Genomic DNA, 25,325 nt, shown 5'->3' on the forward strand with positions numbered 1-25,325 from the left:
GTTCCCGTATGGCATTTGATGTTTTTGTAACCTTATTTCTCGTCGTATTGAATGGTTTCTTTGTGGCAGCCGAGTTTGCCATCGTGAAAGTTCGCTCCTCGCAGATTGCGCTGGAGAAAGGAAACATCTCTAAGCGTGCCGCCCAGAACATCATCAACAACCTCGACGGCTACCTGGCCGCCACGCAACTGGGCATCACCCTGGCCAGCCTGGGCCTGGGTTGGGTAGGAGAAGACGTGATGTCGCGCATCATCCTCGATGTGATGTCGGCCCTTGGCCTGTCGCTCACCGAAGCCCTTGCACACCGCATCGCCCTGCCCATCGCCTTTGCCATGCTCACCATTTTGCATATCGTGTTTGGCGAGCTTGCCCCCAAGTCGCTGGCCATACGCTACTCGGCCTCAACCACCCTGCGCGTGTCGGTGCCGCTCCAGATTTTCTACTACGTGTTCCGTCCCTTCATCTGGTTGCTCAACGGCTTTGCCAACGTGATCCTGAAAATCTTTGGCGTGAAGCCCATCACCGAACAGGAAATACACTCCGAAGACGAACTGAAACTCATCATCGCCGAAAGCGAAGAAGGCGGCGCCATCGAACCCAACGAACGCGAGCTGATCCAGAACGTGTTCGACTTCGACGACCGCATCGTGCGCCAGGTCATGGTGCCGCGCGTCAAGATCAGCGGCATGCAGGCCAACCTCAACATCAGCGAAGCGATGGACCTGGTGCTGCGCGAAGGTTATTCAAGATACCCGGTGTTCGAAAATTCGTTCGACGAAATCATCGGCATCGTGCACGCCAAAGACATCATTGCCGTCTATGTGCAGAAAACCAACAAGGGCATCAAAGACGTGATGCGCCCCGCCCACTTCATTCCCGAAGCCAAACCCATCGACATGCTGCTGCGCGAATTCCAGCGACGCAAAACACAGATGGCCATTGTGGTCAGCGAATTTGGCGGCACCATCGGCATCATCACCCTCGAAGACATCATCGAAGAACTGGTAGGCGAAATACAGGACGAACACGACCACGAACAACAGATCGTGACCCCGCTCGACAAAGGCGTGTTCCAGATCGTGGCCCAATCGTCACTACACGATATCAATAAATTCGTGGAAGAACCCTTTCCGGAATCGGAAGAATATGAAACGCTGTCGGGCCTGCTCACCTCCCACAAACCGTCTATGAAAGAAGGTGACACCTTCACGCTGCTGGGCTACAAATTCAAAATCCTCAAACTCAGCAAAACCCTCCCCGAACTGGTAGAAGCCTCATGGCTCGGCGACACACCGGAGGATTAGTCCATAGTATTGAGTCCATAGTCCTTAGTATAAAATTCAGATCCAAAGACTCAGGACTAAATACTCAAGACTCAAGACTAATTACCAGCTAGAACCATTTCTTCTTCTTGAAATAGATCATCATGGTCACAAAGATGGCGCCCATAATGCCCCACACCAGGAAGTAGCCATACTGCCAGTCGAGCTCGGGCATAAACTTGAAGTTCATGCCATAGACCCCTACGATAAACGTGAGGGGCATGAAGATGGTGGAGATCACCGTCAGCACTTTCATCACTTCGTTCATCTTGGTGTTCATGGCGTTGATGTGAATGTCCATGAGGCTTGAGGTGAGGTCCTTGAAGGTATCCATCGAATCGATGATGTGCGACACGTGGTCATACACATCAGAGAAATAGCGCAGGTTTTCTTCGCGCACAAAATCAGACTCGCCCTTCACCAGCTTGCTCAGTGCATCGCGCAACGGATAGAGTGCCTTGCGCAGGTAGATCAGTTCTTTTTTTAGTGCCTGTATTTTGTAGAACGTTTCGTTGGTAGGGTTCTCATACACGGTCTCTTCAATGTCGTCGATGATGTCGCCGATGCGGTCCAGCACGGCATAGTAGTTGTCGACGATGATGTCGATGAGGCGGTAGAGCAGGTAGTCGGCGTGTTTCTTGCGCACCTTGCCAAGGTCCTGGCGGATGCGTTCGCGAAAACCTTCAAACAGGTCGCCTTCTTTCTCCTGGAAGGTGAGCAGGTAGTTCGATCCCAGCACAAAGCTCACCTGCTCATAGTCGATAGAGGTGCCTTCGATGCGGTAGAGCATCTTGAGGGTCACAAACAGGTAGTCGTCATACTCTTCGGCCTTGGGGCGCTGGTCGGCCAGCACGTCGTCGACCAACAAGGGGTGGAGGCAGAAGTGGGCTTGCAGCTTTTCGATGATGTCGCTGTTGTTGAGGCCGTCGAGGTTCACCCAGTTCACCTGGTCGGGTTGCAGGCGGGTGATGAGCTCGTCGGGGTCTGAGCTCTCGAACTTGTTGTATTTTTCACGGTTATAGGTGATCAATTCCAGGATAACTCCCGGCATGGCAGGCTTGATCTCCTCGCTTCGCTTTATCATATGAGGGTGCTGGTTTGGGTTGAACCGCTCGTGCGCATAACACAACCCGCGGTTCAAGGTTCTAAAATTAGCAAATATTGGCAACGGCCACAGGGTTGTGGGCTTTCGTTTTCGCACAGAAGTCGCCGTCTGCAGGCGGGTTGATACTTAAAACCCCAAAATGCTTCAACACATTAAAATCAATGCGTATTATTGCGGCGCATGCCTTTACGCCTGGATGATATAAAAGTTCCCATCGCCCGCGAGATGGAAGAATTCGAACCAAAATTCCGGGCCTCGATGAAAACGCGGGTGTTGCTGCTCGACAAGATCATGAGCTACATCGTGAAGCGCAAGGGCAAGCAGATGCGCCCTATGTTTGTGTTTCTGAGCGCAGGCGTGTGTGGCAAAATTGGCGAATCAACGTTTCGCGGCGCCTCCCTCATCGAACTGCTGCACACGGCCAGCCTGGTGCACGACGACGTGGTAGACGAAGCCAACTATCGCCGCGGTTTCTTCTCGGTAAACGCCCTTTGGAAAAACAAGATCGCAGTGCTGGTGGGCGACTTCCTGCTCACACGCGGCCTCATCCTCTCGCTCGAAAACAAGGAATTCAACCTGCTGAGCATTGTCACCGAAGCCGTGCGCGAAATGAGCGAAGGCGAGCTGCTGCAAATGGAAAAATCGCGCCGCCTCGACATCAACGAAGAAATCTACTACGACATCATTCGCCAGAAAACGGCATCGCTTATTGCCTCCTGCTGTGCCGTGGGCGCCAGCTCTTCGGGCGCCAGCGAAGACGTAGTGAAACGCATGCACCGCTTTGGCGAAAACATCGGCATGGCCTTCCAGATCAAAGACGACCTGTTCGACTACGGCGAAGAAGAAATCGGCAAACCCCTGGGCATCGACATCAAAGAAAAGAAGATGACGCTGCCCCTCATCTACGCCCTCAGCAAAGCAGACTGGCTCACCAAACGCAAAATCATCGGCATCGTGCGCAACGAAAGCGCCAAGCCCAAAAAAGTGAAAGAGGTGATTGCCTTTGTGAAAAAATCGGGCGGCATCGACTATGCACACACGGTGATGGACCGCTACCACAAAGAAGCCCTCGCCCTCCTCGAAGAATTTCCCGACTCACCCTACAAGACGTCGCTCATTCAATTGGTGCAATTCACAATCGACCGGAACAACTAAACACCCCTGTTGTGCCAGGCACAGCAGGGGTGTGATGCAATATAGTTCCGACACGGAGACTATGTCGGACGTCGAATGGGTATGACTAAAAATACGTTATGGATGAACTGCTTCTAAAAGAAAGAATGAAAGCATTCTGTTCTTTCATGGGATTGACGGAGGATACATTTGACTTCAGTAAAATCAAGACTGAAGATGACTGGATAGATGAAGTCATTTCAGTCTTCACAAAGAATCGTCGCGTCTTTATTAAGTTTCTTGGCAAAGTGGTCGATCTACGGGTGCGATATTTTTTTCTCAAGCAACATTCAATCGAGGATATCCACACTGATACACCAGTTGAGGAATTGTTTTCCCCGTACGTCATGGAGAACATCAATAAAGTTGAATCGGAAGTTGGACTGGAGTTTCCAAGTCCAATGCTATCTACCTTTAGCTTATGTTTTCAAACCCTTCTGATACTGATCCCGGCGATATTGATTGTTGTCTTATTAATACTTAGAGCCGAATTCCTGTTGGTGTTGTATGGAATAGTTAAGGTCGGGGCTGTTGTTTTTATTTTGATTATTCCATATGGACTAACGTATCTGATGTTTCCGAGATTTTTTATGCCTTCTAGATTTTACAAGACCAAAACATACGACGACATCATTGGCTACGTAGCCCTGTCTAACCATCTCTTCTTTCTTGAAAATGACTATCAGATGACCAAAGTCGAATTGAGGTCATTTATTTCATCGACAATGTGAAAACGGAATTCAATTCATCGCCTACTAATGCCGATTTCGAATATCTGAATACCTTCGACGTCGTAGCTTAGTGTCTCCGCCAACTGGCGGAGGACTATGCGTTTTTTGTCAATACCCACAGCCCCCACAATCACAGCAGCAAAGCATCTTTACTATTCCCGATTTTCGAATATCTGAATACCTTTACACAGGGCTATGCCCATTCAGAATCCACAAACACATGGCGGAAACCATTCGCGACAAACAAGTATTTTCCCTGCTGGAGGTGGCCCAAAGCATTCAGAAGACGATTGCCGAACGCTACAAAAGTGTGTTTTGGGTGAAGGCCGAAATGAACAAGCTCAACCACTATTCGCACTCGGGCCATTGCTATCCCGAGCTGGTAGAGAAGCGCGACGGCAAGGTGATTGCTCTCATGAAATCCACCCTCTGGAAAAGCGACTACTTCCGCATAAACGCCGCCTTCCTCTCCATCCTGAAAGAGCCCCTCAAAGACGGCATCAAGATTCTCTTCTCGGCATCCATCACCTTCGATCCCACCCACGGGCTAAGCCTCAACATCCTCGACATAGACCCCAGCTTTTCGCTGGGCGAACTGGAACGCGAAAAGCAGGAAACCCTCGAACGGCTGGCCCGCGAAGGCATCTTCAACCTGAACCAACGCCTGCCGTTTCCTGTGCTGCCCCAACGCGTGGCCATCATCTCGGTCGAAACCAGCAAAGGCTACGCCGACTACCTCAAGATCATGGAAGACAACCCCTGGCGCTACAAGTTTTTTAACTACCTCTTCCCGTCGCTGCTGCAGGGCGAGAAGTCGGTGGCGTCCATCATTCACCAGCTTCGTCGCATCCGCAAGGTGCTGCACCACTTCGATGTGGTGGCCATCATCCGCGGGGGCGGTGGCGACGTGGGCCTGTCGTCGTTCAACAACTATGAACTGGCTCGCGAGATCGCCCTGTTCCCCATTCCCGTGCTCACCGGCATAGGCCACTCCACCAACGAAACCGTAACGGAGATGGTGGCCCATCGCAACGCCATCACACCAACCGAACTCGCCGACTTCCTGATTCATGCCTTCCGCAATTTTGAAACGCCCGTGCTCCGGGCAGAAGAGCTGATCGTAGACCGCGCCCAACGCCTCGTGCGCGACGAACGCCTGCGCCTGAATGGAGCCATAAAATATTTTCTCTCCGTCACCCACAACCGCCTGCAACGCAGCCGTCACGACGTAGAAAACCAGTCGAAGAGTCTCGTGCAGCAATCGCGCTTTCTTCTGAAGCAACAAGAGCAGACCTTCGATTTCATGCTCACCACCCTGAAACGAAATGCAACCGACGTGGTGCGCGACAACGCCAACACCATCGACACGCTGGCCGCAGCACTGCAGCGCCAGGCCACCAATCACCTTCAAACCCGCCACATCGCCCTGCGCCAGATCGAAAAACACGTGAGCGTGCTCGACCCCATCAACATCCTGAAACGCGGCTTCACCATCACCCTCAAAGACGGCAAGGCCGTGAAAGACAGCACGACCCTAAACCCCGGCGACACCGTGGTGACGCGCCTGGCCGAAGGCGAAGTGACCAGCACCATAACCCAAACAACATTCCCCCAAAAAAAACCATGAGCGACCAAACCAACTATACAAAAGCCTTCGAAGAGCTCCAGACCATCGTCACCGAAATTGAAAGCGGCGAAATTTCCGTAGACGAACTATCGGACAAAGTGAAGCGCGCCACCGAATTGATCCGCATCTGCAAAACAAAGCTGACGACGACGGAAGAAAACGTGAATCAAATATTGAGAGATCTGGAAGGGGAGGAGTAAACGAATTTCCAAGAAACTGGCGCGAGTTTGCAACTCGTGCCTACAAATTGCCAAGTCTCCGACTTGGCAGACAAAGTCGGAGACTTTGTACAAGTAAGGCACGAGTTGCAAACTCGCGCCAGCGTCTCTATATTATTCCCGCCAACCCCGTTAACATGAGCCGCAAATACAAAATTCGAAACCAAGACAAACTCTATTTTGTAACCTTCACGGTTATTCAATGGCTCGATGTCTTTACACGCACAGTCTACAAAGACATTCTCCTTGACAGCATACGCTACTGCCAAAAAGCAAAAGGTCTTGAAATATGGGCATACTGCATCATGACAAATCATGCCCATTTCATTATGGGGCGAAACGGGACGATGGCCCTTGAACACATCATTCGCGACCTGAAGAAGTTTACGGCAAAAAGGATTGTAGAGGCCATCGAAAATAATCCCCAGGAGAGTCGAAGAGAATTGTTTCTTTGGCTGTTTCGCAAAGCAGGAAAATACAACCCTAACAACGAGAACATCCAGTTTTGGCAACAAGGAAGCCACGCCGTGGAGCTAAGCACCAACCACATGCTCGACCAACGATTGGATTATATTCACAACAACCCAGTGAAGGCCGGCATCGTACTCTCGCCAGAACACTATTTGTATAGCAGCGCGATAAACTATGCAGGACTGCCGGAGAAATTGTTGGATGTTATGTTGATTTAACTTTTGTGCAGACGGAATTTCCATCTTGCTCGCTCAGCACTGAAGACTTTGGACGACTATGAAAAATTTTATGGTTCCGAACAGTGATTCTATCCCTTGAAACGTATTAACACTGGCGTCTATTAGCGCCTGCCAAACATATCGCAATGAAGATCAAGAAGCTCGTTTTTATATATTGGATGTTTTTCTTGGCCCCCTTTCTTACTTCCTGCATTTGGTGGAAAGAAATATGGGGAGACCATCCATTAGGAAAATAATCTCTCCTTATTAGATGGGGACAGGAAAGAAGATCGGGTTATTGTTTATTGTTCTGGCGGAGGTTTGGAAACATGTTACGGAGGTATTTATGTTGTTCCTACTTATGCGAGGCACTATGATGGTGATGGAAAATATGCTGAATATGTTGAGACGGCTAAATCGAACGATGAATGGGTGATAGTAAAAACGCATCGAATAGCGGAGAAGAAAGACAACTATTGGCTTATTAGTAAAAATTTTAATGTCGAGGATGCTGATTGTAGCAAGGTTAGCTGCGATAGTATCATTCAATCCTCCGTCAGTGGACCATTTAGCCATAATGAATTTAGTATTGAAATGGATAGGCTGAAGATAGACCTAAGCCTTGAATAGGGGACATTCAGCCAACAATCAACAGAAAAAATGTAAATTTTTTTTCTGTTGCTTTTAAAGCAACCACCACCTTGCCACAAAACAAAACCTACCCCAACGGCATTTACAAAAGCCGAAACGACAAGAACACACGATTAACGGATTGGGCTAGACGCGGCTGAATGGCGGCGCGCAACGCACAATCCTGCTCACAGCAAAACATTCTTCTCACAAAAATCCCACTGCAAAGCCATTGCAGTGGCAGGATGTTCTTTTGCATTATTCTCTCGCCGGAAGATGCCGGTGAGGTGATGGATTTACCTAAAACCAAACCAAACTTTTATGAGGAGTATTTTAATTCTTATGCTGTGCACCACAATGGTCGGTTTGTCGGCGGCGCAGACCAACCCCGAACCCAAAAACTATACGGCGCCCGATGGCACGCTGTACTGGAATAAAAAGCTTCCGGTATACGTCATCCTTTCGCCAACCACCGATCCCACCAAGGGTGTAGTGTTGAAAGAAGAGAATGTGAATCACGTGCGCGTGTATCACTTCGACACTGAAGGCATCAACTGGATTCGTACGCGGTGGGCTACCGATTCGGTTACGGGAAAAACGTTGTTGCCCGAGCGCGAAGTGATGTGGCCGGTGATGGCCGACGGGTTGCCGCCGGTGACGGGTGCAAAGTATCTGTCGAGTGGGAAATTTGTTTCGGGTGGGCAGGTGTATTACAGTGGCGACCTGAAGGTGCAGTTGCTGGCGCAGGATGCTGTGTCGGGTGTCGAGTCGACCTACTTCAACACAGGGTCGGGGTTTCAGGCCTACCAGGAACCTTTTCCGTTGTCAGCCGACGGGCCGGTGAATATAAAGTTCTATTCTGTTGACCATGTGGGCAACGCCGAAGACAAGGACGCGGCACGGAACAAGTCGGACTTTATTATTGATCGCACGGCGCCCGAGTCGGCGTTGACGCTTATCGGCCCGCACGTGGGCAATGTGGTGTCGCGCAAAACAAAGATCGAACTGAAGGGAACGGATGGCGGTAGCGGCGTTGCCAATGTGCTCTATGGTTTCAACAAAGATGCCTCACAACTGTATTTGAACCTGCTCGACCTCACGGGACAACGGCCCAATGAAAACACGCTTTCCTACCAGGCGGTCGACCGTGTGAAGAACATAGAGCCTCAACACACCTACGACTTCTTCCTCGACGTGGAAGCACCCGCTGTGGACTACGCCGTTGACGTCGACTTCTATACCAATCCTTCTGGCGTGAACTATGTTTCGGACCGCTCAAGTTTTTCGCTGAGTGCCACCGACAACAAGGCTGGTGTGAACAAGATCTATTATGCGTTCGACAACCTCGTGGCCAAAAACGAATATGCATCGTCGCTGAAGGCCGATCAGAAACCAGGGTTCCACAAACTCTACTATTCGGCCGACGACAAGGTGGAGAACGTCAGCAAGGTGGAAGTGCTGAACTACATTGTGGATGTGAAAACACCACGCATCAGCTACCATGCCATTGGTCCCAAACTGATGCGGAACGACACGTTGTTTATGCGTTCCATTAGCAAAATAAACATCACCAGTGTGGACGACGGACCCGGACAATCGGGTGTGAAAAAACTTAGCTACGAGATCGACAACACCGGCAGCATTGCCTTCACGGAAGATTTTTCGCTGGCAGGCGACGGGTTGCGAAAATTGTCCATCACGTCGTCGGACCAGGTGAACAACGCCACGGCGGCCAGTCAAACCATTTTCCTCGACAACGCGGCGCCGGAGATTATCGAAGTGTTTGGTGTGGACAACATCGGCACAAAGGTGTTGAAAGATCAATCGTATACCATCTATCCGAAAGAAGTGCAGCTCTATCTGGCGGCCACAGACAAAAACGTGGGCACGCAAAGCATTCAATACGCCATAAACGGCGGAAGACTGAACGCCTACACGGCACCCATCAAAAACCTGCCGGCCGCGAACTACAGCATCCTTATCAAGGCAGTGGACATGCTGGGCAACATGACGACCAAAACGATTGTGTTTGCGATTGAATAGTCACCAACAAAAGTTACGACCACAGCAGGCGAAGGCTTGCTGTGGTTTTTTTATGGCCGTAGACGGAGGGCGTTGAGAAAAAAACAGGCAATGGCTGTCCCACTGCAATTCTGTTTCAGTGTGCTGCCGGAAATTGGCACACAAGAAACTTTATGGAACATACAGTTTCGCCCATGAAGGAAATGTCACACGCGGGTGTTGGCATCTCTTAGTGGAATGTTGAGCGCAGGCCGATGGATAAATTTAAAACTACAAAATATGGAAAGCTCGGATTTTGATGAACTGATGAGTCTGGTTGATCGCTACGCGGGATACCTGACCGACGACCCGGCAGAGGGACTGAAAAGGATTGTGGATGAACTTGGCGTAGACTCCGCCCTGTTGCGCGGCATGCTGTCAATCATTGCCCTGCACCATAAGGAACATGCACCATACTTGCTGAACTACATGACGGTTGGCCTTGAACTTAAACATCGTGACAACCCGGGGTACCAGGAGCACCTGAAGTCGTATGCCCCGTTTCGGAATTTTGTGACCTCGCAATTGGACCTGATTGGACTCGCGCTGTTCCATGGAAAGATGACCACCGTTGAAGGCGTTATTGGCGAGATCGTTGAGGAGCTCGACAAGCTTGCGCACGACCGGCTCATCAGAACCACACCGGTTGTCAATACAGACGATGCCATATTTCAAGGAATTGAATCGTTGCAGAAAAGCCTGAACAGGCTCAGCGATTTTATCACCATTGCCAACGAACATAAGACGCTGAAAGAGATGGCCGTGATTCAGAAATTGTTCGACACACTAACGGCCGATGTGCAAAAGTATGTGTAACAACCCCGCTTCTGTTGTAGGCTGGCACTTGGAATGTTTGTGATGTTTAGGCAACGCCGGACGCATGGCATTGTGAGACGGGGTGAAGCGGGTAAGTGCGAAGGTGACAAAAATAAAAAGGCCGTCTGCAAGACGGCCCTTCTACCTAAACCTAAACCTAATAAACTCTATTGTAAAACTATTCGCGACCGGCCGGCTTCGAGCACGGCATAGTCTTTAAGATCTTTGAATGTCTGGGCGTCGAGGGCGGCGGTGGCGGGGCCGGAGTTTTCGGGGTTGTAGTTGCCTTCGTTGGCCCACCACTTTTTGGCGTTTTCGCGTGCCGATGTTTTGTCTACTTGTTCGAAAAGGTTGATGCAGGAGTCGGAGATCATCCAGGGTTTTTCTACGCTGCTGTATTTTTCGAAGATCATGTTGCGCATCTGGGTGCCGCTGCTTTGGTTCTTGAAGTGCGACACGGTGTAGGACATTGTTTCGGGTTCGGTCATCACCATGTCCCAGTATTTTTTGGATGCTACTACCTGGGCCGTTGTGAGCATGAAGCCAAAGCCCTCTTCGATGGGTTCTTTGGTGATGGGACACTTCGCCTTTAGTGTCGTCTTTTTCTTTTTGCCGAGAAGTTTATCCAGGAAAGCCATAATCAATGTGCGTTAAGTTTCGGTATGCTATATACTAGATACTCACCGATGGGTGAATAGTTGCATATTAGACTGATAATTCTGCAAAAATGTTACAAAAGCCGGTTTTTGCGTTAGAATCGGCCCTGTCTCCTCTGAAAACACGTGCTACTGTACGATTTTGTACAAAACGGTGACCGCTTTCGTGAAGCTACGATTTGGTGGCAGCAGTCTTCGCTTTTTCGGCTTTGAATTTCTGGAAGCGTTCATATTGTTCCAGGAACTCATCGAGCTTTTCGGCCGGCACTTTTTTGCCGATAATCTTTTTCTTGTTGTCGATTACGTATAGCGACGGCGTGGTGAGTGCGTCGTAGAGGTCGCCATAGGGGCCCACATAGGTGCGGGGGCCGTTCACGGTGATCCACGGCGTTTTCATTTCCTTGATGTAGTCGCGCATCTTGGCCATGGAGGTGTCGGCGCTCACGGCAAAGACTTCCACATCGAATTTCTTGCGATTATAGAACGACACCAGCTTGGGCGTTTCTTCACGGCAATGCCCGCAGTCGGGATCGAAGATGAAGAGGATGGTGTATTTGTTTTTGATGTCATACATGGACCTGGGCTTGAGGTTGCTGTCCTGCATGATGAGGTTGGGTGCGGTTTTGCCCACGAGGCTTTTGCGCAGACGGTCGGCGTGTTCCTTCAGGTTCTTCTTCATCTTGTCGTTGAGCCAGAAGTCCATTTCGCCGGTAGCGTAATATTTGTCAAACACGTTCACATATACTTCGTCGAGGCCCATGATTTCGGGTTGCTGGTATTTCATGAGGAGGATAAAGGTGATGTATTTGTAGGTTTCCTTGTTGCGTTTGGCTTTGTCGACCATAGCAGGAATGGCTTTGGAGATGGAGTCGGCCTGCGGCGCATAAAGCTTGTCGACGTATTCATACACTTTGTCGCGATACAGCGGCCGGGGCATGCGAAGCAGGGCGCTGTCGGCAAGGTCGAAGTTGTCGAAGAAGTGTTGGCGATACCATTTGAGCTGGAATGTGGAGTCGGTGGTGCCGTTGGCTTTCTTGGGGGCGTCGGGCACTTTAATGACCTGGCTGGCTTTGAGCACGGTGGCGGTGATGGTGCCGGGATATTTGGCGATGACGTCGGTTTGATAGGCCACCACTTTGTCGTTCACTTTGTTGAAGCTTTCGCGGGCACCTTTCTTTTTGTCTTCGGCGAGTGTACTGTCCTGGATCACTTTCAGGAACGGTTCGGCTTCGAAGTGGCGCTCCATGTTGAAGATCATGTTTTCGAAAAACACTTTGTTGTCGATGTCGCCCGTCACCTGCATGTTTTTCACATAGTCGTCGGTTTTGGTGACCATGGAGAATTGCTGGTCTTTGCCGACGGCCAGTTCGAAAATTTTAATTTTGTTGAGGACCAGGAAGTAGACGCCACGTTCGAGTTTCTTTTTGCCTTCGAACACGAACTCGCCCTTGCTGTTCACTTTGGCGGTGTCTTTCAGGTAGGTGCTTTCGCCGAAGTAGTTGCCCAAGTAGATGGTGGTGTCTTTGAGGCCTGCGATCTGGAACCTGATGTTGTAGCCGCCCTGTGCCAGACACGCCGTGGTGGACAACAGGAGGAAGCTTATGAAAACGAGTATGCGCATAGTTCTGTGTTTCGGGGTCAAATTTCAATAATTTATGGATACCATTCAACGCATTCATTCGCTGGGGTGAACGTTTGTAAACACGTTAACAACTTTTTAACAGCGTTGGCGGCGGGAGACCGCCAACGGGGGCGGACGAGTATTTTTGGTCGCTACCCGGCCAGGGGTAGAAGCGGAAAGCCCACAGCCGGGTGGGGTGTGGGTGGGGCGAGGACTTGGAGCGGATAGTCCGCCAGCTGGCGGAACGCCCGACCTTCTGCTCAACGTGTCCAAGTGATCTTTGAATGGAACTTTTGAACGTGAAAAAGTAAAGATTCGGCTTTAAACTTTCGCGTTTGCGGCGACAAAGCTCTAAACTTGGCGTTCGAAAAGCGGCTTGCCCATTTTAAACGTTCACCATGTCTCTGGCCATACACCAACTCACCAAAATTTACGGCGAACAGAAAGCCATCAACAACATTTCGTTCACGGTTCGGGAAGGGGAGATTGTGGGGTTTCTGGGGCCGAACGGTGCCGGCAAGTCGTCGACCATGAAGATTGCCACAGGCTATTTGCCGCCCACGGCGGGGCGCGTGGTGGTGGGTGGCTTTGATGTGATGGAGCAGCCCATGAAAGTGAAGCAGATCACCGGCTACTTGCCCGAACACAATCCGCTGTATCTCGATTTGTATGTGCACGAATACCTTCAGTTTATCGGCAGCCTCTACGGCCTCAGTGGCAACACGCTGAAGCAGCGCACGGGCGAGATCATTGAGCTTTGCGGGCTTGGGTTGGAGCAGAACAAGCGCATCGAGGCGCTTTCGAAGGGCTATCGACAGCGTGTGGGCCTGGCACAGGCGCTGATTCACGACCCGCGTGTGTTGATTTTGGATGAGCCCACCTCGGGGCTTGACCCCAACCAGCTGGCCGAGATCCGGAAGCTGATCAAAGACATTAGCCGCAACAAGACGGTGATTTTTTCGACCCACATCATGCAGGAAGTGCAGGCCCTGTGCGACCGGGTGGTGGTGATCAACAAAGGAGAGATTGTGGCCGACAACAGCCTCGACGCGCTGCTGCGCCAGCAAGGCAACGGGCAAACGCTGCTGGCCGAGTTTGAAGGCAACGTGACGGCCGCACAACTGGGCGCCCTGAAGGGTGTGCAGCAGGTGGCCGTGGTGGAGGGCTTCCGGTTCAGGATCACCACCGACGGCATCGCCGACCTGCGGCCGGAAATATTCCGGTTTGCTGCCGACAATAATTTGTCGCTCATCGGGTTGAAGCAGGAGGAGAGCTCGCTGGAGAACATCTTCCGTGAACTGACGGCCGCGCCCGTCAGCCCCGATGCGTCGGGGGTAACAAAATAAAATCTATTTTTGCGCCACGATCAAAAGCGGTATGCTTCAGGTACTTTCCAAAGAATTTAACAGCTTCCTCAACTCGCTCATCGCCTATGTGGTGATTGGTGTGTTCTTGCTGAGCATGGGGTTGCTGGTGTGGGTGTTTCCCGAAACGTCGGTGCTGGACTATGGCTATGCCGACATGGAGACGTTGTTCTCGGTGGGTCCCTATGTGTTTATTTTCCTGGTGCCGGCCATCACCATGCGCAGCTTTGCGGAAGAAAAAAAGGCGGGCACGCTGGAGCTGTTGTTCACCAAGCCGCTCACCGATTGGGATGTGCTGACGGGTAAGTTCCTGGCCAGCCTGCTGCTGGTGTTGTTTGCGCTCATTCCCACCGTGGTCTATTATTATTCCATCTATAGCCTCGGCAACCCCGTGGGCAATGTTGACACGGCCGGTGTGATGGGCTCGTATGTAGGGCTGGCGTTGCTGGCGGCGGTGTTTTGTGCCGTGGGGGTGTTTGCGTCGTGCATCACGCCCAACCAGATTGTGGCGTTTATTGTGGCGGCGTTTCTGTGCTTCCTGCTGTTTTCGGGCTTTGATTCAATGGCGTCGCTTAGTTTTTGGTCGGCCAATGCCTTGCAGGTGAAGCAACTGGGATTGCTCTATCACTATGAGTCGATGAGCCGTGGGCTGATCGATACGCGCGATGTGGTGTATTTTCTCAGCGTGATCTTTCTCACGTTGTCGATCACGAAACTAATCCTGGGGAGCAGACAATGGTGAAGTGGGATAGCCGCAAGCTGGGCGATGTGTTGATGTTCCTGAATGGAGCGGTGGCGCTGGTGCTGATCAACGTGCTGGTGTCGCACTATTTTTTTCGCATCGACCTCACGGAAGAGAAGCGCTACAGCATTAAGCCACAGACAAAAGAAATTCTGAACGCGCTGGAAGACGAAGTGTATGTGGAAGTGTTTCTCACGGGCGATTTGAATGCGGGGTTCTCACGCTTTCAGAAGGCCATCCAGGAAACGCTGGAAGAATTCAGGATCTATTCGAACAACAAAATAAAATACAAGGTCACCGACCCCGGTGTTGCCCTCAGCGAAAAAGCCCGGTCCGAATTTATGGCCGAGCTGGCCGCGCGCGGCATTCAACCCACCAACGTGATCGACAACAAGAATGGCGAGCGGGTGGAGAAGATCATTTTTCCCGGGGTGATCATTTCGTATGGCGGTCGCGAAAAAGGCGTGATGTTGCTGAAGGGCAACAAGGCCGGAACACCCGAAGAAGAAATTAACCAGTCGATAGAAGGCATTGAGTATGAAGTGGCCAGCGCCATCTATGAACTGACAAACGACGCGCGCAAGAGCGTGGGCTTTGTGACGGGGCATGGCGAATTGGACTCCGTGCACGTAGCGAGTTTGAAACGCGATCTGACCGAAGCCTATGATGTGAAGAAGGTGAACCTCGGCACACCGGCGACGCTTCAGGATGTGGACGTGCTGATGATTGTGAAGCCGACACAGACTTTTTCGCCTTCCGATAAATATGCGCTGGATCAATACATTATGCGCGGCGGCAAAGTGATGTTTCTCGTGGACCGTTTGAATGCCGCGATGGACAGTGCTTCGCAGGAAAATTACTTTGCGTTGCCCTACAATCTCGATCTCGACGACCAGCTTTTTAAATATGGCGTGCGCATCAATCCCGACCTGGTGTTGGATCGCACGTGTGGTTTGTATCCCGTCATCACCGGTCAGGTAGATGGGAAGCCGCAGGTGAAGTTGATGGAGTGGCCGTTCTTTCCGTTGCTGAATCGTTATGCGACGCACCCCATCACACGCAACCTCGACGCGGTGGCCCTCAAGTTTGTGAACAGCATCGACACCGTGAAGGCTCCCGGCATTCGCAAGACGGCACTGGTCACCACGTCGCCCTATTCGCGCACGTTCACTGCGCCCGTGAAGGTGAGTGTGAATGAGCTGCGCAAAAACGTGCGGCCCGAAGATTTTGTACAAGGCAACATTGCCGTGGGCTATTTGCTGGAAGGCAAGTTTTCGTCGCTGTTCAAAAACCGTTTCACCCCCGAAGGTGTGGACGCGAAAGACTTTCGCGAAGACGGCGTGTGGACACAATTGATTGTGATTGCCGACGGCGACATAGCCCGCAACGAAATTCATCCGCGCACGCGCCAGTTGCAGCCACTGGGGTTTGACCCCTTCACCAACCAGACATTTGCAAACCGCGATTTTCTGTTGAATGCGTTGGCCTACCTCACACAGGAAAACGGACTGATACAAGCGCGCAACAAGCGCGTCACCATTCGCCCGCTCGACAAGACAAAGGTTGTGGCCGAGCGCACGCGGTGGCAGGTGTTGAACCTGGCGGTGCCGTTGCTGTTGCTGATAGGCTATGGTGTGGCGCGCGCCTATTGGAGAAAGAAAAAATTTGCCCGGTTCTAGTATGCAGGAAAAAAAGAATAAGCGGTTGCTCGTGTTGCTGGTGGTGCTGTTGCTCGCCACCATGGCGGCTGTGTGGCTGACGCGGGAGGAGCATTCGTTTGAAGTTGACAAAAATCTTTTCAAAGCCTACGACCTGAAGACGGTTGACCAGGTGGTGCTGGAGTCGAGGCGCGGCACGGTGACGTTGCACTACAACGGCAGCCGCTGGAAGGTGAACGAACACTTTGATGCCGACCGCAACATGGTGGAAGTGTTGCTGGCCACGTTGCTGCAAGCCGAACCAAAACGTCCTGTGGCGGCCACGTTGCGCGATTCGGTGAGCCGGTTGTTGCAGGAACGCGGTGTGAAGGTTTCGCTGTCGGCGGCCGGAAAACCCGTGGAGACCTTTTATTGCGGCGGTCTTCAGGAGAAGAGTCAGACGTATTTTAGCAAAGCAGGTGGAGAACCTTATCTGGTGACCATCCCCGGATACAGGGTGTATGTGGCTGGCATTTTCGAGTTGCCCGAGAGCGGGTGGCGCGACAAGTTTGTGTTTGGCTTCAACTGGCGCAACTTCATGCGGCTGGAGGCGGAGTTTCCGGCGCGGCCGGCCGATAATTTTGCGGTGGCCTTGCAGGATCGTTTTTTCAGCATCCAGGGTCTGTCGCAAGCCGACACCACAAAGCTGAACGACTACCTCGACGACGTTTCGCTTTTGACCGCCGACGAGTTTGTTGCCACCACACCTGTGCTGGACAGCCTTTCGAAAACGGCGCCCATCATGACCGTGCGGGTGAAAGACATCGGGCAGCGCGAGTTCGTTTTGCAATTGTTTGCGCCCACGGCGCCACGACAGCCGTTCCGGGGTTTGATTGGCGGCCAGCAGTGGGCATTACTGGCTGAGGGCAAGGTAGTTCCCATCTTGCGGCCCAAAAATTTCTTCGGGAAATGAACGGGGCGTAAAGAGGTTTTTTGACGAGAAAGGGCGGTTTTATTATTCGGTTTTCTTTCTAACTTTACCCCCGCTTAAAAAACCAACCACTTTTTCACGAATGAAGTTCATCGTTAACTCTGCTTACTTGCTTAAGCAACTCTCCAACATTAATGGTGTGATCACCACCAATCCTGTGGTGCCGATACTCGAAAATTTCCTTTTCGAACTGGAAAAAGGTGGCCTCACGGTGACCGCTTCCGATCTTCAGACGTCCATGATCACCGAACTTCAGGTAGAATCCAAAGAGAGAGGCAGCATTGCCGTGCCCGCCCGCATCTTGCTGGATACCCTCAAAAACCTTCCCGAGCAACCCGTAACGTTCTCTATCGATGAGTCGACCTACAGCGTCGAAATCATTTCGGACAACGGTCGCTATAAACTTTCAGGCGAAAACGCCACCGACTTCCCCAAAGTGCCTTCGGTATCGAACGACTTCACGGCCGAAATTTCGACCGAAGTGTTGTCGCGCGCCATCAACAACACCATCTTCGCCACCAGCAACGACGAGTTGCGTCCGGCCATGACGGGTGTGTATGTGAACCTGGGCGACAAGAACACCACCTTTGTGGCCACAGACGGTCACCGCCTGGTGCGCTACAGAAGATCGGATGTGAAATCGGAGAACGGAAACTCCATCATCATCCCCCGCAAAGCCCTGAACTTGCTGAAAGCCACACTGCCTTCTGAAAATACAGACGTGAGCCTCAACTTCAACATGTCGAACGCTTACTTCAAGTTTGGCAACATCAAAATGATCTGTCGCCTCATCGACGAACGTTTCCCGGACTACGACAACGTGATCCCCGCGGTGAACAACATCAAGATGACCATCGAGCGCAGCGATTTGTTGGGAGCCCTGAAACGTATCTCGATCTACGCAAACAAAACCACCCACCAGGTGCGTTTGAAAATAACCGGCAGTGAGCTTCAAATCTCCGCCGAAGATCTGGATTTCTCCAACGAAGCCAACGAACGCCTTTCGTGCGAGCACGATGGCGAAGACATCGAGATCGGCTTCAACGCGAAGTTCCTCATCGAGATGCTCACCAACATGGACTCCGATAAAATCAAGCTCACCATGTCGGCACCGAACAAAGCTGGTGTGATTCTGCCTGCCGAAAAAGATGAAGCCGAAGACATTCTCATGCTGGTGATGCCGGTGATGCTGAATCAATACGTATAACAAAATCCTTTAACGGTAGACTTCGCATGAAATACGCGGCTGCAATTGCCCTGTTGTGTTTTTATGTAGCGTCACATGCGCAGTCGCTGTCGGCCCGTTCTCTGGGTGCTGGCGAAACCGGAATGATAAGTCCCGTGGTGTTGATGAAACCCACAGCCATGCGGCCACTCTATCAGGTGAGCCGTCCGCCGGGGCAACGCATGCGCACAGCCGGAACAATCATGACCCTCTGTGGCAGCGCCATGATTATCGGCGGCCTCGTGATTGCCGGCACGGCCGATCCCAACTCCGGACAGACCTATCAAAACAGCAACGGCACCTACTATACCGACGGCGAAATGCAGGAGGCAGTGGGTGTGCTGGGTGTTATTGGCGGCATTGGCCTCACGGTGCCCGGCATCATTCTGTGGACCAAAGGCGCGAAGAAATACAACCGCTACAAAGAGCAACAAACCTCCATCAACGTGACCGGCAACGGCCTTTCGTTGAGCTATCACTTTTAAGAACCCTCCGTTCGGGTGATGCCCGTTATGTTTCACCTCTAACCAATTCTATCAAAACAAGTATGAAACGTTTCATTTTGGTGTTCGCCCTGGTATGCATAACCCTGTGTACCCAAGCTCAGATCTATGCTTCCCTGAAACAAGAGAAGTCCACTGTGGTTAGCCCCATCGTTGTGCAGCCAACCAAGGTTGTCTATGAAGTGACAACTCCCCCGGGCCTTCGCATGCGCAATGCAGGACGGTTTATGACCATTGCCGGTGGTGCTTTGCTGGTAGGCGGCATCGCGGTGTTTAGCAGCGCCGACGAAAAATATTATACCTACACGTCGACAAACAACGGCACGGTGGAAGAAGGCGATCCCAAAGCTGCGCTTGGCCTGTTGATGATGGTGGCCGGTGGTGGCCTTACCATTCCCGGAGTTATTCTGTGGACCAAGGGAGCGAAGAAATACAATCGCTTTATGGAGAAGCAGGCCGCTTTGAATTTTAAGGGCAATGGTATTTCGGTGAGCTATCACTTCTAGAGACTCACGGGTTCTTATGTAGTCAATCTTTAATACGGTTTGAGCAAGGTGATGTGTCCTTCATCATCGAATGTTTCGTCGCGTACGAACTTTTCAACACACAGTAAAAAAACTTTGATACCTCTGGCCGATGGCTTCGGGCTGTGTATTTTTAGCAAATGAAAATCGGACTTCTGTCGGATACCCACAGCTACCTTGATCCAAAGGTCTTTGATTATTTTAAAGACTGTCATGAGATATGGCACGCAGGAGACATCGGCGATCATGCCGTGCTCGACCAGCTCTCTGCGTTCAAACCTGTGCGCGCGGTGTTTGGCAATATCGACGACAAAGTGATTCAGACTTCCTATCCGGAAGACATGCGGCTCACCATTGAAGGTGTGAAAATATGGATGACGCATATTGGTGGCGTGCCACCCAACTACAACCCACGTGTCAAGAAGTTTTTGCAGCAGCAAGCCCCCGATCTTTTCATTTGTGGGCACTCACATATTTTGCGCATTAAGCGCGATGCTAAATTCAACAACATGCTCTATGTCAATCCTGGTGCTGCCGGGCAACATGGGTTTCATTTGGTGAAGACGATTGTGCGATTTGAGATTGCTGCAGGGAAGATTATGAATATGGAGGTGATTGAATTGGGTAAGCGGGGAGTTATTGCTGAGTAATAAAGTCTTTTTCTGAACGGTTGGTGGGATAGCTACGGTTGTCAAATATTTCATTGGGCATTTTATAGCCCCGCTCCCGGGCCGCGGAGGCCCCGCATGTTCCCATCAGGGCTAGATCCGATCCGCACGTGCCATTGCCAGGCCAAAGATCGTATCAGGCCCTGATAGGAACATGCTGGAGAGAGGTGTGGGTGTGGGGTTTGTGTTTGTGAGTTCTTCGTAGTATGAAACAACATAAGTTAAAATAGCAGGGCCGCATCACCCATTTTGTAACAAGGCAAGAAACAATAACAACCAAGTGCCACATGAAATGGAATGCAATAGTTAAAGAGCCACTGAAGAATCCTTTTGGATTAAAAAACAGAAACGCTGACCGGGCAAACAGAAAAATCGTCAAGCAAACCTACAAGAGCTCGTCACAAAAAGCACACACAGGTCACGCTCCCACACCATTCTCCAGCATGTCTCCATCAGGGCCTGAGCCTACCTTAGGTCTGGCAATGGCACGTGCGGGTAGGGTCTAGCCCTGATGGAGACATGCGGGGCCACCGCGGCCCGGGAGCGGGGATATGAAATGCAAAAAGAAGCACCCTACTCTACCTTCTATCTCACAACACGTTCAATACAAAATCGAAGCCCCTACACCTTAAAGAAAATCTTCTTCTTATAAAGAAAGTAACACAAACCCCAGTCCAAAGCAAACAACACAAGTGAAGTAACAATGCCCATAAGCAACAGCGGCACGCTGAGAAATTGCATGAGCCCATTGGTAATAGCACTGATGTAACCATTGAACCAACGCGCAGCAACAATCTCGATGAAGAGATAAATGAAGAGCGAGTTCATGCCCACCACCGTGAAAAACTGCAAGTTGTTTCGATGTTTTTTAATGTCGATCCACCAATAGAACAACGCAAGGGCCAACAGACACCACCCACCCGATGCCAGCACAAACGAGCTGGTAGCAATGCGTTTGATGATGGGGGTGATTGTGACATCCATGGCATAGCCGACAACAAGAAACACCACGCCGGCAACAATGAGCCATTTCAATTTTTCGCGTTCAACTTTGTCAGACAGCAAGAGTTTGCCGGCCACGGTTCCCCAAATGGTGTGCGCTGCGGTGGGAAGGCAATTGATGGCTACCCAGCCTCCGTCGTTTATTTTGTTCATCAACACCAGGTCCATGTAGTTGCCAAAATTGTGTTGGTCGGTGAAGGGTTCGCTGAAGCCGGGAATGTTTGTGAAACGATAGAGTATTTCTGTGAGCACCAGCAAGCCCACGCTAAACACCACTTGCGACGTCATGGACCACCGGAATACCAGAAACGCTACCAGCGTGGTGAAAGACAGTTGGGTGAGCACATCCCATAGTTCGAACGACAAGCCGTCGGGACGCACAGCGTAATCTAAAACGCCCCAGAAAAATAACCACGCAGACCGTTTCAGTGTTTTCGTGAATGACTCGGCCCACGCCATGCCTTGTTCCTGCTGGCGGTGAAGGGAGTAGGCAAGGGCTGTGCCGGCCATGAACATGAAGCCGGGCTGCACCAGATCCCAGAAACGCAGGCCGTTCCAGGGATGATGGAAGAACTGGATAAAGAAGTACGACAACACGGTTCCTTCGGTAGCTTCGAACAAATGTTCATAGAGGCGTGTGCTTTCAAGGACCAGTAAGATCATGATGAGGCCGCGCATAAAGTCGAGGGAGAGCAGGCGGTTGTTGGTTTGGGGCGAGGTCATATCCGGTGTTTTTACGATTACGATGGTAAGGAGATCCTGAGGCAAGGACAAATCCGGTTTAGGTTGGTGAAACGTTTGCGTTGCATTTTGTGGATAAATAGATCGTTGTTTATCAGACTCCTACCTCTTTCTTTCCCTAACTTCCTACTAACGAAAATAGAAGTTCGTCATTTTGAATCACTCTAACCCACATTTTAATGAAACCTTTTACCCTTCAAAAGTGGCTGTGGTTGCTATTTCTTGGAATGGTGTCGCTTGCGCATGCGCAAGAGCGGACCATCTCGGGAAAGGTGACCGACGCCGACACAGGAGATCTCCTTCCTGGAGTAAACGTAGTTATTAAAGGAAGCTCGACAGGCACGAGCACCGACGCCGATGGAAAGTATTCGCTTTCGGTGCCCGGCAATGATGCGGTGCTCGTTTTCAGCTTCATCGGTTTCCAGACGTTGGAAGTGCCGGTTGGCAATCAAACTACCATCAATCCAACCTTGGGTCCCGACACAAAGGCCCTCGAAGAAGTGGTGGTGGTTGGTTATGGAACGCAACGCAAAGTGGACCTCACCGGTGCGGTAGGTTCGTTGCGCGCATCCGACATCGACATTGGTTCGAAACCCATCACCAGCCCTGACCAATTGCTGGGAGGCCGCGTGGCCGGTGTGCAAATCACAAACCGAAGCGGCGATCCCGGTGCGCCCATCGATGTGCGTATCCGCGGTGTAGGCACGGCCGGTGTTAACTCCCCGTTGTGGGTGATAGACGGTGTGCCTATCGTGCAAACGTCGAACATCACCGTGAACACGTCTTCTACAACAGAATCAAATCCCCTGGCGGGCATCAACCCTTCCGACATCGAGTCGATCGATGTGTTGAAGGATGCATCGGCCGCAGCAATCTATGGATCGCGTGCGGCAAATGGTGTGATTATCGTGACCACAAAACGAGGCAAAGATGGTAAAGCACAACTTACCTACGATGGCTATGTGGGCGCGGGAACACCGTGGAAAAAACTGGACGTGCTCAACACAGCAGAGTACATCAACATCCAGCAACAACTGGGGCGCGACTTCAGTCAGTTTGCAGGACAGCCCACTGTCGATTGGCAAGATCAGGTGTTCAGAACTTCGAAGGTTGTGAGCCACAACGTCGGCATCAGCGGGGGCAACCCGAACGCGAACTATTTTGTGGGCGTTGGCTACATGGATCAACAAGGTCTTGAACTGGGCCAGGGATTTAAACGCTACTCGATCAAAGCCAACTCCGACATCAAGGTTGGCGATCGCATCAAGATTGGCGAGTCCATCCTGTTGAGTTCGGTTGATCGTTCTATTCAGTCGGAAGACGCCATCTACGCGGCGTTCAACTCGGCCCTCAATCAACCTTTCTTTAAAGTATATGATCCCGCAGGCCCTTCGGGCTACAACGCAGAGACGGTAGCCAATCGCGGCTCGGCCGGCGGAAGCAATAACTATGTGATGCGCACCGATCCCAACTACAGCTACACCACCGTGTTGAGCCGCAAGGCCATGGCCAGTGTGTATGGCGAACTTGAGATTATTAAAGGATTGAAGTACCGCATATCCGGTGGCATTGACTACAACGTGGGCGATGGAAACTTCTATCAGGGCCCAATGGGATTTAATGGTCTTCCGAAGTCGTCACTGCTGGTGCAGGAACGTCCGATAGAAATGACGACCAACTTTAACCAGACACTCACCTACATAAAGACTTTCGGCAAGCACAACATCACCTTGCTGGCGGGGCATGAAGAAACAAATTTCCGCTACGACAAAGTGCGTTTGCAAGGCAGCAACCTCTTTAGTCCTGACATCAAGTTTGCTTCTACCGGAACACAGGTGGCCGGTGCCAACGAAGCCGATCAGTGGGCGTTGCGGGGATACCTCGGACGGATCAACTATGCCTTCAACGACAAGTATTTGTTCACATTCAACGTGCGCAAAGACTACTCCTCTCGTTTTTCGAAAAACAACCGGTCGCAGGCCTTTCCCTCATTCTCGGCAGGATGGCGCATCAGCCAGGAGTCTTTCTTCCCCAAAGGCAATGTGGTTGACGATGTGAAGTTGCGTGCGGGCTGGGGACAAACCGGTAACCAATTTTCCACTACAACATTCCCGTATCTCCAAACCCTGGCCACAACTATATTCTATGTTGTCGGCACCGGCGCGCAAGTGCCCGTGCGCGGTGTAGCGCCCATCACACTGGCAAACCAGAATGTGAAATGGGAAACGGGCGAACAGTTTGATATTGGAGCAGACATCGCCCTGCTGAGTGGTAAGGTTGATATCACGTTTGACTACTACAACAAAACATCGAAAGGCATTCTGTTGGGATTGCCGCCGGCCAACACGTCGGGATTCTTTTTGCCCATCGATGCGAACGTCGGCAAGATGGTGAACCGGGGCATCGAGCTTTCGGCGAACTACAACGGACAGGCTGGACAAGTGAAATACTCCGTTGGTGGAAACGTGACCACGGTGCACAACGAAGTGCTGGATCTGGGTAGCATTCCCGAGATCATCACGGGTGTGGGCGGTGCATCCACACACAGAACAAAAGTGGGCGAAGCCATCGGTAGCTTCTATGGCTACAAAACCGATGGTATTTTCCAAAACCAGGCAGAGATCGATGCCGCGGTTCCGGATGTGAACTCAGCAGACCGTCAGCCCGGCGATATTCGTTTTGTGGATGTTAACGGCGATGGCCGTGTGGACTCGGAAGATCGTACAAATCTGGGAAGCTACATTCCGAAATTCTTCTACGGTATCAATGCCTCGGCACGCTTCATGAATTTTGACTTCACGTTGCTGCTGCAAGGTGTGAGTGGACAAAAGGTATATAACCAGGCCCGAGCTGCCGCCGAAGACGAGAAGAGTGCCACCAACTTCTACCGGTCGGTACTGGGACATTGGTCGGGCGAAGGCACCAGCAACTCCATGCCACGCCTCACGCAATCGGACGACAACCAGAACACGCGCTACTCTGATCGATGGATCGAGAGTGGAAGTTTCATGCGCATACGCAACATCCAGCTTGGCTATGCTATTCCGGCCACACAGTTGAAGAACTGGACCGGCGGCATGATCACACGTTTCCGGATTTACGTAGCGGCGCAGAACCTCTACACGTTCACCAACTATTCGGGATTTGATCCTGAAGTGACACGCGGACAAAGCTTCCAGAAAGGCGAAACGCCATTGGCCACCGGCCAGGACGGAGGAAGCTCACCACAGCCCCGTATTATTCAATTCGGATGGCAAGTCACATTTTAACGACAACCCT

At 51.4% G+C, this 25,325-nt stretch carries 21 protein-coding genes; 17 read left to right on the plus strand and 4 right to left on the minus strand.

Features of this window, described 5'->3' with window-relative positions; translation table 11 throughout:
- The first annotated feature begins 8 nt into the window (after nt 1-8).
- Nucleotides 9-1,304 carry a hemolysin family protein gene (locus JI741_RS08330; protein ID WP_255534526.1) on the plus strand — a complete coding sequence of 432 codons (1,296 nt, stop codon included), beginning with the start codon at nt 9-11 and terminating at the stop codon, nt 1,302-1,304.
- Nucleotides 1,305-1,392: 88 nt separating this feature from the next.
- Here JI741_RS08330 and corA read toward each other — a convergent pair whose 3' ends face one another.
- Entirely contained in the window at nt 1,393-2,406 is a 1,014-nt protein-coding gene (corA, locus tag JI741_RS08335; RefSeq protein WP_202008583.1) for a magnesium/cobalt transporter CorA, read from the minus strand.
- 201 nt (nt 2,407-2,607) lie between these two features.
- Between corA and JI741_RS08340 the strand changes: the two genes are divergently transcribed.
- From JI741_RS08340 to JI741_RS08370, 7 genes are all read left to right on the plus strand, one after another.
- Nucleotides 2,608-3,582 carry a polyprenyl synthetase family protein gene (locus tag JI741_RS08340; protein ID WP_202008584.1) on the plus strand — a complete coding sequence of 325 codons (975 nt, stop codon included), beginning with the start codon at nt 2,608-2,610 and terminating at the stop codon, nt 3,580-3,582.
- 98 nt (nt 3,583-3,680) lie between these two features.
- Nucleotides 3,681-4,331, plus strand: coding sequence for a hypothetical protein (locus tag JI741_RS08345; protein WP_202008585.1), 651 nt, complete (start codon nt 3,681-3,683; stop codon nt 4,329-4,331).
- A 220-nt stretch (nt 4,332-4,551) separates the two neighbouring features.
- Complete coding sequence (gene xseA / locus JI741_RS08350; RefSeq protein WP_202008586.1) at nt 4,552-5,958, plus strand: exodeoxyribonuclease VII large subunit; 1,407 nt, start codon at nt 4,552-4,554, stop codon at nt 5,956-5,958.
- Nucleotides 5,955-6,158, plus strand: coding sequence for an exodeoxyribonuclease VII small subunit (gene xseB / locus JI741_RS08355; RefSeq protein WP_202008587.1), 204 nt, complete (start codon nt 5,955-5,957; stop codon nt 6,156-6,158). The genes xseA and xseB overlap by 4 nt, the downstream gene beginning before the upstream one ends.
- Nucleotides 6,159-6,313: 155 nt before the next feature.
- On the plus strand, nt 6,314-6,865 hold the full coding sequence (locus JI741_RS08360) for an REP-associated tyrosine transposase (RefSeq protein ID WP_202008588.1): 552 nt from the start codon (nt 6,314-6,316) through the stop codon (nt 6,863-6,865).
- 951 nt (nt 6,866-7,816) lie between these two features.
- The gene (locus JI741_RS08365) at nt 7,817-9,538 is read left to right on the plus strand and encodes an OmpL47-type beta-barrel domain-containing protein (protein WP_202008589.1); all 1,722 of its coding nucleotides are present in this window, start codon (nt 7,817-7,819) and stop codon (nt 9,536-9,538) included.
- A 258-nt stretch (nt 9,539-9,796) separates the two neighbouring features.
- Nucleotides 9,797-10,372 (plus strand): hypothetical protein, encoded by a 576-nt coding sequence (locus tag JI741_RS08370; protein ID WP_202008590.1) that lies wholly within the window; start codon nt 9,797-9,799, stop codon nt 10,370-10,372.
- A 167-nt stretch (nt 10,373-10,539) separates the two neighbouring features.
- Here the strand turns inward: JI741_RS08370 and JI741_RS08375 are convergent, their stop codons facing one another.
- Both JI741_RS08375 and JI741_RS08380 read right to left on the minus strand, forming a co-directional pair.
- Nucleotides 10,540-11,010: a hypothetical protein gene (locus tag JI741_RS08375; protein ID WP_202008591.1), complete on the minus strand. Its 471-nt coding sequence runs from the start codon at nt 11,008-11,010 to the stop codon at nt 10,540-10,542.
- A 190-nt stretch (nt 11,011-11,200) separates the two neighbouring features.
- Nucleotides 11,201-12,649 (minus strand): TlpA family protein disulfide reductase, encoded by a 1,449-nt coding sequence (locus JI741_RS08380; RefSeq protein ID WP_202008592.1) that lies wholly within the window; start codon nt 12,647-12,649, stop codon nt 11,201-11,203.
- 398 nt (nt 12,650-13,047) lie between these two features.
- Between JI741_RS08380 and gldA the strand changes: the two genes are divergently transcribed.
- The 8 genes from gldA (at nt 13,048) to JI741_RS08420 (ending at nt 20,285) form a co-directional block, all read left to right on the plus strand.
- Nucleotides 13,048-13,995: a gliding motility-associated ABC transporter ATP-binding subunit GldA gene (gene gldA / locus JI741_RS08385; RefSeq protein WP_202008593.1), complete on the plus strand. Its 948-nt coding sequence runs from the start codon at nt 13,048-13,050 to the stop codon at nt 13,993-13,995.
- A gap of 31 nt (nt 13,996-14,026) precedes the next feature.
- Nucleotides 14,027-14,755: a gliding motility-associated ABC transporter permease subunit GldF gene (gldF, locus tag JI741_RS08390; protein ID WP_202008594.1), complete on the plus strand. Its 729-nt coding sequence runs from the start codon at nt 14,027-14,029 to the stop codon at nt 14,753-14,755.
- Nucleotides 14,749-16,434 (plus strand): gliding motility-associated ABC transporter substrate-binding protein GldG, encoded by a 1,686-nt coding sequence (gene gldG, locus JI741_RS08395; RefSeq protein WP_202008595.1) that lies wholly within the window; start codon nt 14,749-14,751, stop codon nt 16,432-16,434. The genes gldF and gldG overlap by 7 nt, the downstream gene beginning before the upstream one ends.
- 1 nt (nt 16,435) lies before the next feature.
- Nucleotides 16,436-17,365: a DUF4340 domain-containing protein gene (locus JI741_RS08400; RefSeq protein WP_202008596.1), complete on the plus strand. Its 930-nt coding sequence runs from the start codon at nt 16,436-16,438 to the stop codon at nt 17,363-17,365.
- 100 nt (nt 17,366-17,465) lie between these two features.
- Nucleotides 17,466-18,590 carry a DNA polymerase III subunit beta gene (gene dnaN / locus JI741_RS08405; RefSeq protein WP_202008597.1) on the plus strand — a complete coding sequence of 375 codons (1,125 nt, stop codon included), beginning with the start codon at nt 17,466-17,468 and terminating at the stop codon, nt 18,588-18,590.
- 26 nt (nt 18,591-18,616) lie between these two features.
- Nucleotides 18,617-19,093, plus strand: coding sequence for a hypothetical protein (locus tag JI741_RS08410; protein WP_202008598.1), 477 nt, complete (start codon nt 18,617-18,619; stop codon nt 19,091-19,093).
- 62 nt (nt 19,094-19,155) lie between these two features.
- Complete coding sequence (locus tag JI741_RS08415; protein WP_202008599.1) at nt 19,156-19,617, plus strand: hypothetical protein; 462 nt, start codon at nt 19,156-19,158, stop codon at nt 19,615-19,617.
- Nucleotides 19,618-19,775: 158 nt separating this feature from the next.
- The gene (locus JI741_RS08420; protein ID WP_202008600.1) at nt 19,776-20,285 is read left to right on the plus strand and encodes a metallophosphoesterase family protein; all 510 of its coding nucleotides are present in this window, start codon (nt 19,776-19,778) and stop codon (nt 20,283-20,285) included.
- A 639-nt stretch (nt 20,286-20,924) separates the two neighbouring features.
- Here the strand turns inward: JI741_RS08420 and JI741_RS08425 are convergent.
- Nucleotides 20,925-22,028 carry an acyltransferase family protein gene (locus JI741_RS08425; RefSeq protein ID WP_202008601.1) on the minus strand — a complete coding sequence of 368 codons (1,104 nt, stop codon included), beginning with the start codon at nt 22,026-22,028 and terminating at the stop codon, nt 20,925-20,927.
- A gap of 197 nt (nt 22,029-22,225) precedes the next feature.
- On the opposite strand from JI741_RS08425, the gene JI741_RS08430 reads away from it, so the two are divergent.
- Nucleotides 22,226-25,315, plus strand: coding sequence for a SusC/RagA family TonB-linked outer membrane protein (locus tag JI741_RS08430; RefSeq protein ID WP_202008602.1), 3,090 nt, complete (start codon nt 22,226-22,228; stop codon nt 25,313-25,315).
- Nucleotides 25,316-25,325: the final 10 nt, after the last annotated feature.

Origin of the sequence: Chryseolinea lacunae (assembly GCF_016735595.1) — a bacterium.
GTDB classification, from domain to species: Bacteria; Bacteroidota; Bacteroidia; order Cytophagales; family Cyclobacteriaceae; genus Chryseolinea; species Chryseolinea lacunae.

Excerpts from the sequence above, each read along its gene's own strand:
- JI741_RS08340 (WP_202008584.1), top strand. The coding sequence starts at position 2,608 with ATGCCTTTACGCCTGGATGATATAAAAGTTCCCATCGCCCGCGAGATG.
- gldG (WP_202008595.1), top strand. The coding sequence starts at position 14,749 with ATGGTGAAGTGGGATAGCCGCAAGCTGGGCGATGTGTTGATGTTCCTG.
- JI741_RS08425 (WP_202008601.1), bottom strand. The coding sequence starts at position 22,028 with ATGACCTCGCCCCAAACCAACAACCGCCTGCTCTCCCTCGACTTTATG.
- corA (WP_202008583.1), bottom strand. The coding sequence starts at position 2,406 with ATGATAAAGCGAAGCGAGGAGATCAAGCCTGCCATGCCGGGAGTTATC.
- gldA (WP_202008593.1), top strand. The coding sequence starts at position 13,048 with ATGTCTCTGGCCATACACCAACTCACCAAAATTTACGGCGAACAGAAA.
- JI741_RS08360 (WP_202008588.1), top strand. The coding sequence starts at position 6,314 with ATGAGCCGCAAATACAAAATTCGAAACCAAGACAAACTCTATTTTGTA.
- JI741_RS08410 (WP_202008598.1), top strand. The coding sequence starts at position 18,617 with ATGAAATACGCGGCTGCAATTGCCCTGTTGTGTTTTTATGTAGCGTCA.
- JI741_RS08370 (WP_202008590.1), top strand. The coding sequence starts at position 9,797 with ATGGAAAGCTCGGATTTTGATGAACTGATGAGTCTGGTTGATCGCTAC.
- JI741_RS08365 (WP_202008589.1), top strand. The coding sequence starts at position 7,817 with ATGAGGAGTATTTTAATTCTTATGCTGTGCACCACAATGGTCGGTTTG.
- JI741_RS08415 (WP_202008599.1), top strand. The coding sequence starts at position 19,156 with ATGAAACGTTTCATTTTGGTGTTCGCCCTGGTATGCATAACCCTGTGT.
- JI741_RS08375 (WP_202008591.1), bottom strand. The coding sequence starts at position 11,010 with ATGGCTTTCCTGGATAAACTTCTCGGCAAAAAGAAAAAGACGACACTA.
- dnaN (WP_202008597.1), top strand. The coding sequence starts at position 17,466 with ATGAAGTTCATCGTTAACTCTGCTTACTTGCTTAAGCAACTCTCCAAC.
- JI741_RS08420 (WP_202008600.1), top strand. The coding sequence starts at position 19,776 with ATGAAAATCGGACTTCTGTCGGATACCCACAGCTACCTTGATCCAAAG.
- JI741_RS08345 (WP_202008585.1), top strand. The coding sequence starts at position 3,681 with ATGGATGAACTGCTTCTAAAAGAAAGAATGAAAGCATTCTGTTCTTTC.
- JI741_RS08380 (WP_202008592.1), bottom strand. The coding sequence starts at position 12,649 with ATGCGCATACTCGTTTTCATAAGCTTCCTCCTGTTGTCCACCACGGCG.
- xseB (WP_202008587.1), top strand. The coding sequence starts at position 5,955 with ATGAGCGACCAAACCAACTATACAAAAGCCTTCGAAGAGCTCCAGACC.
- JI741_RS08400 (WP_202008596.1), top strand. The coding sequence starts at position 16,436 with ATGCAGGAAAAAAAGAATAAGCGGTTGCTCGTGTTGCTGGTGGTGCTG.
- JI741_RS08330 (WP_255534526.1), top strand. The coding sequence starts at position 9 with ATGGCATTTGATGTTTTTGTAACCTTATTTCTCGTCGTATTGAATGGT.
- gldF (WP_202008594.1), top strand. The coding sequence starts at position 14,027 with ATGCTTCAGGTACTTTCCAAAGAATTTAACAGCTTCCTCAACTCGCTC.
- JI741_RS08430 (WP_202008602.1), top strand. The coding sequence starts at position 22,226 with ATGAAACCTTTTACCCTTCAAAAGTGGCTGTGGTTGCTATTTCTTGGA.
- xseA (WP_202008586.1), top strand. The coding sequence starts at position 4,552 with ATGGCGGAAACCATTCGCGACAAACAAGTATTTTCCCTGCTGGAGGTG.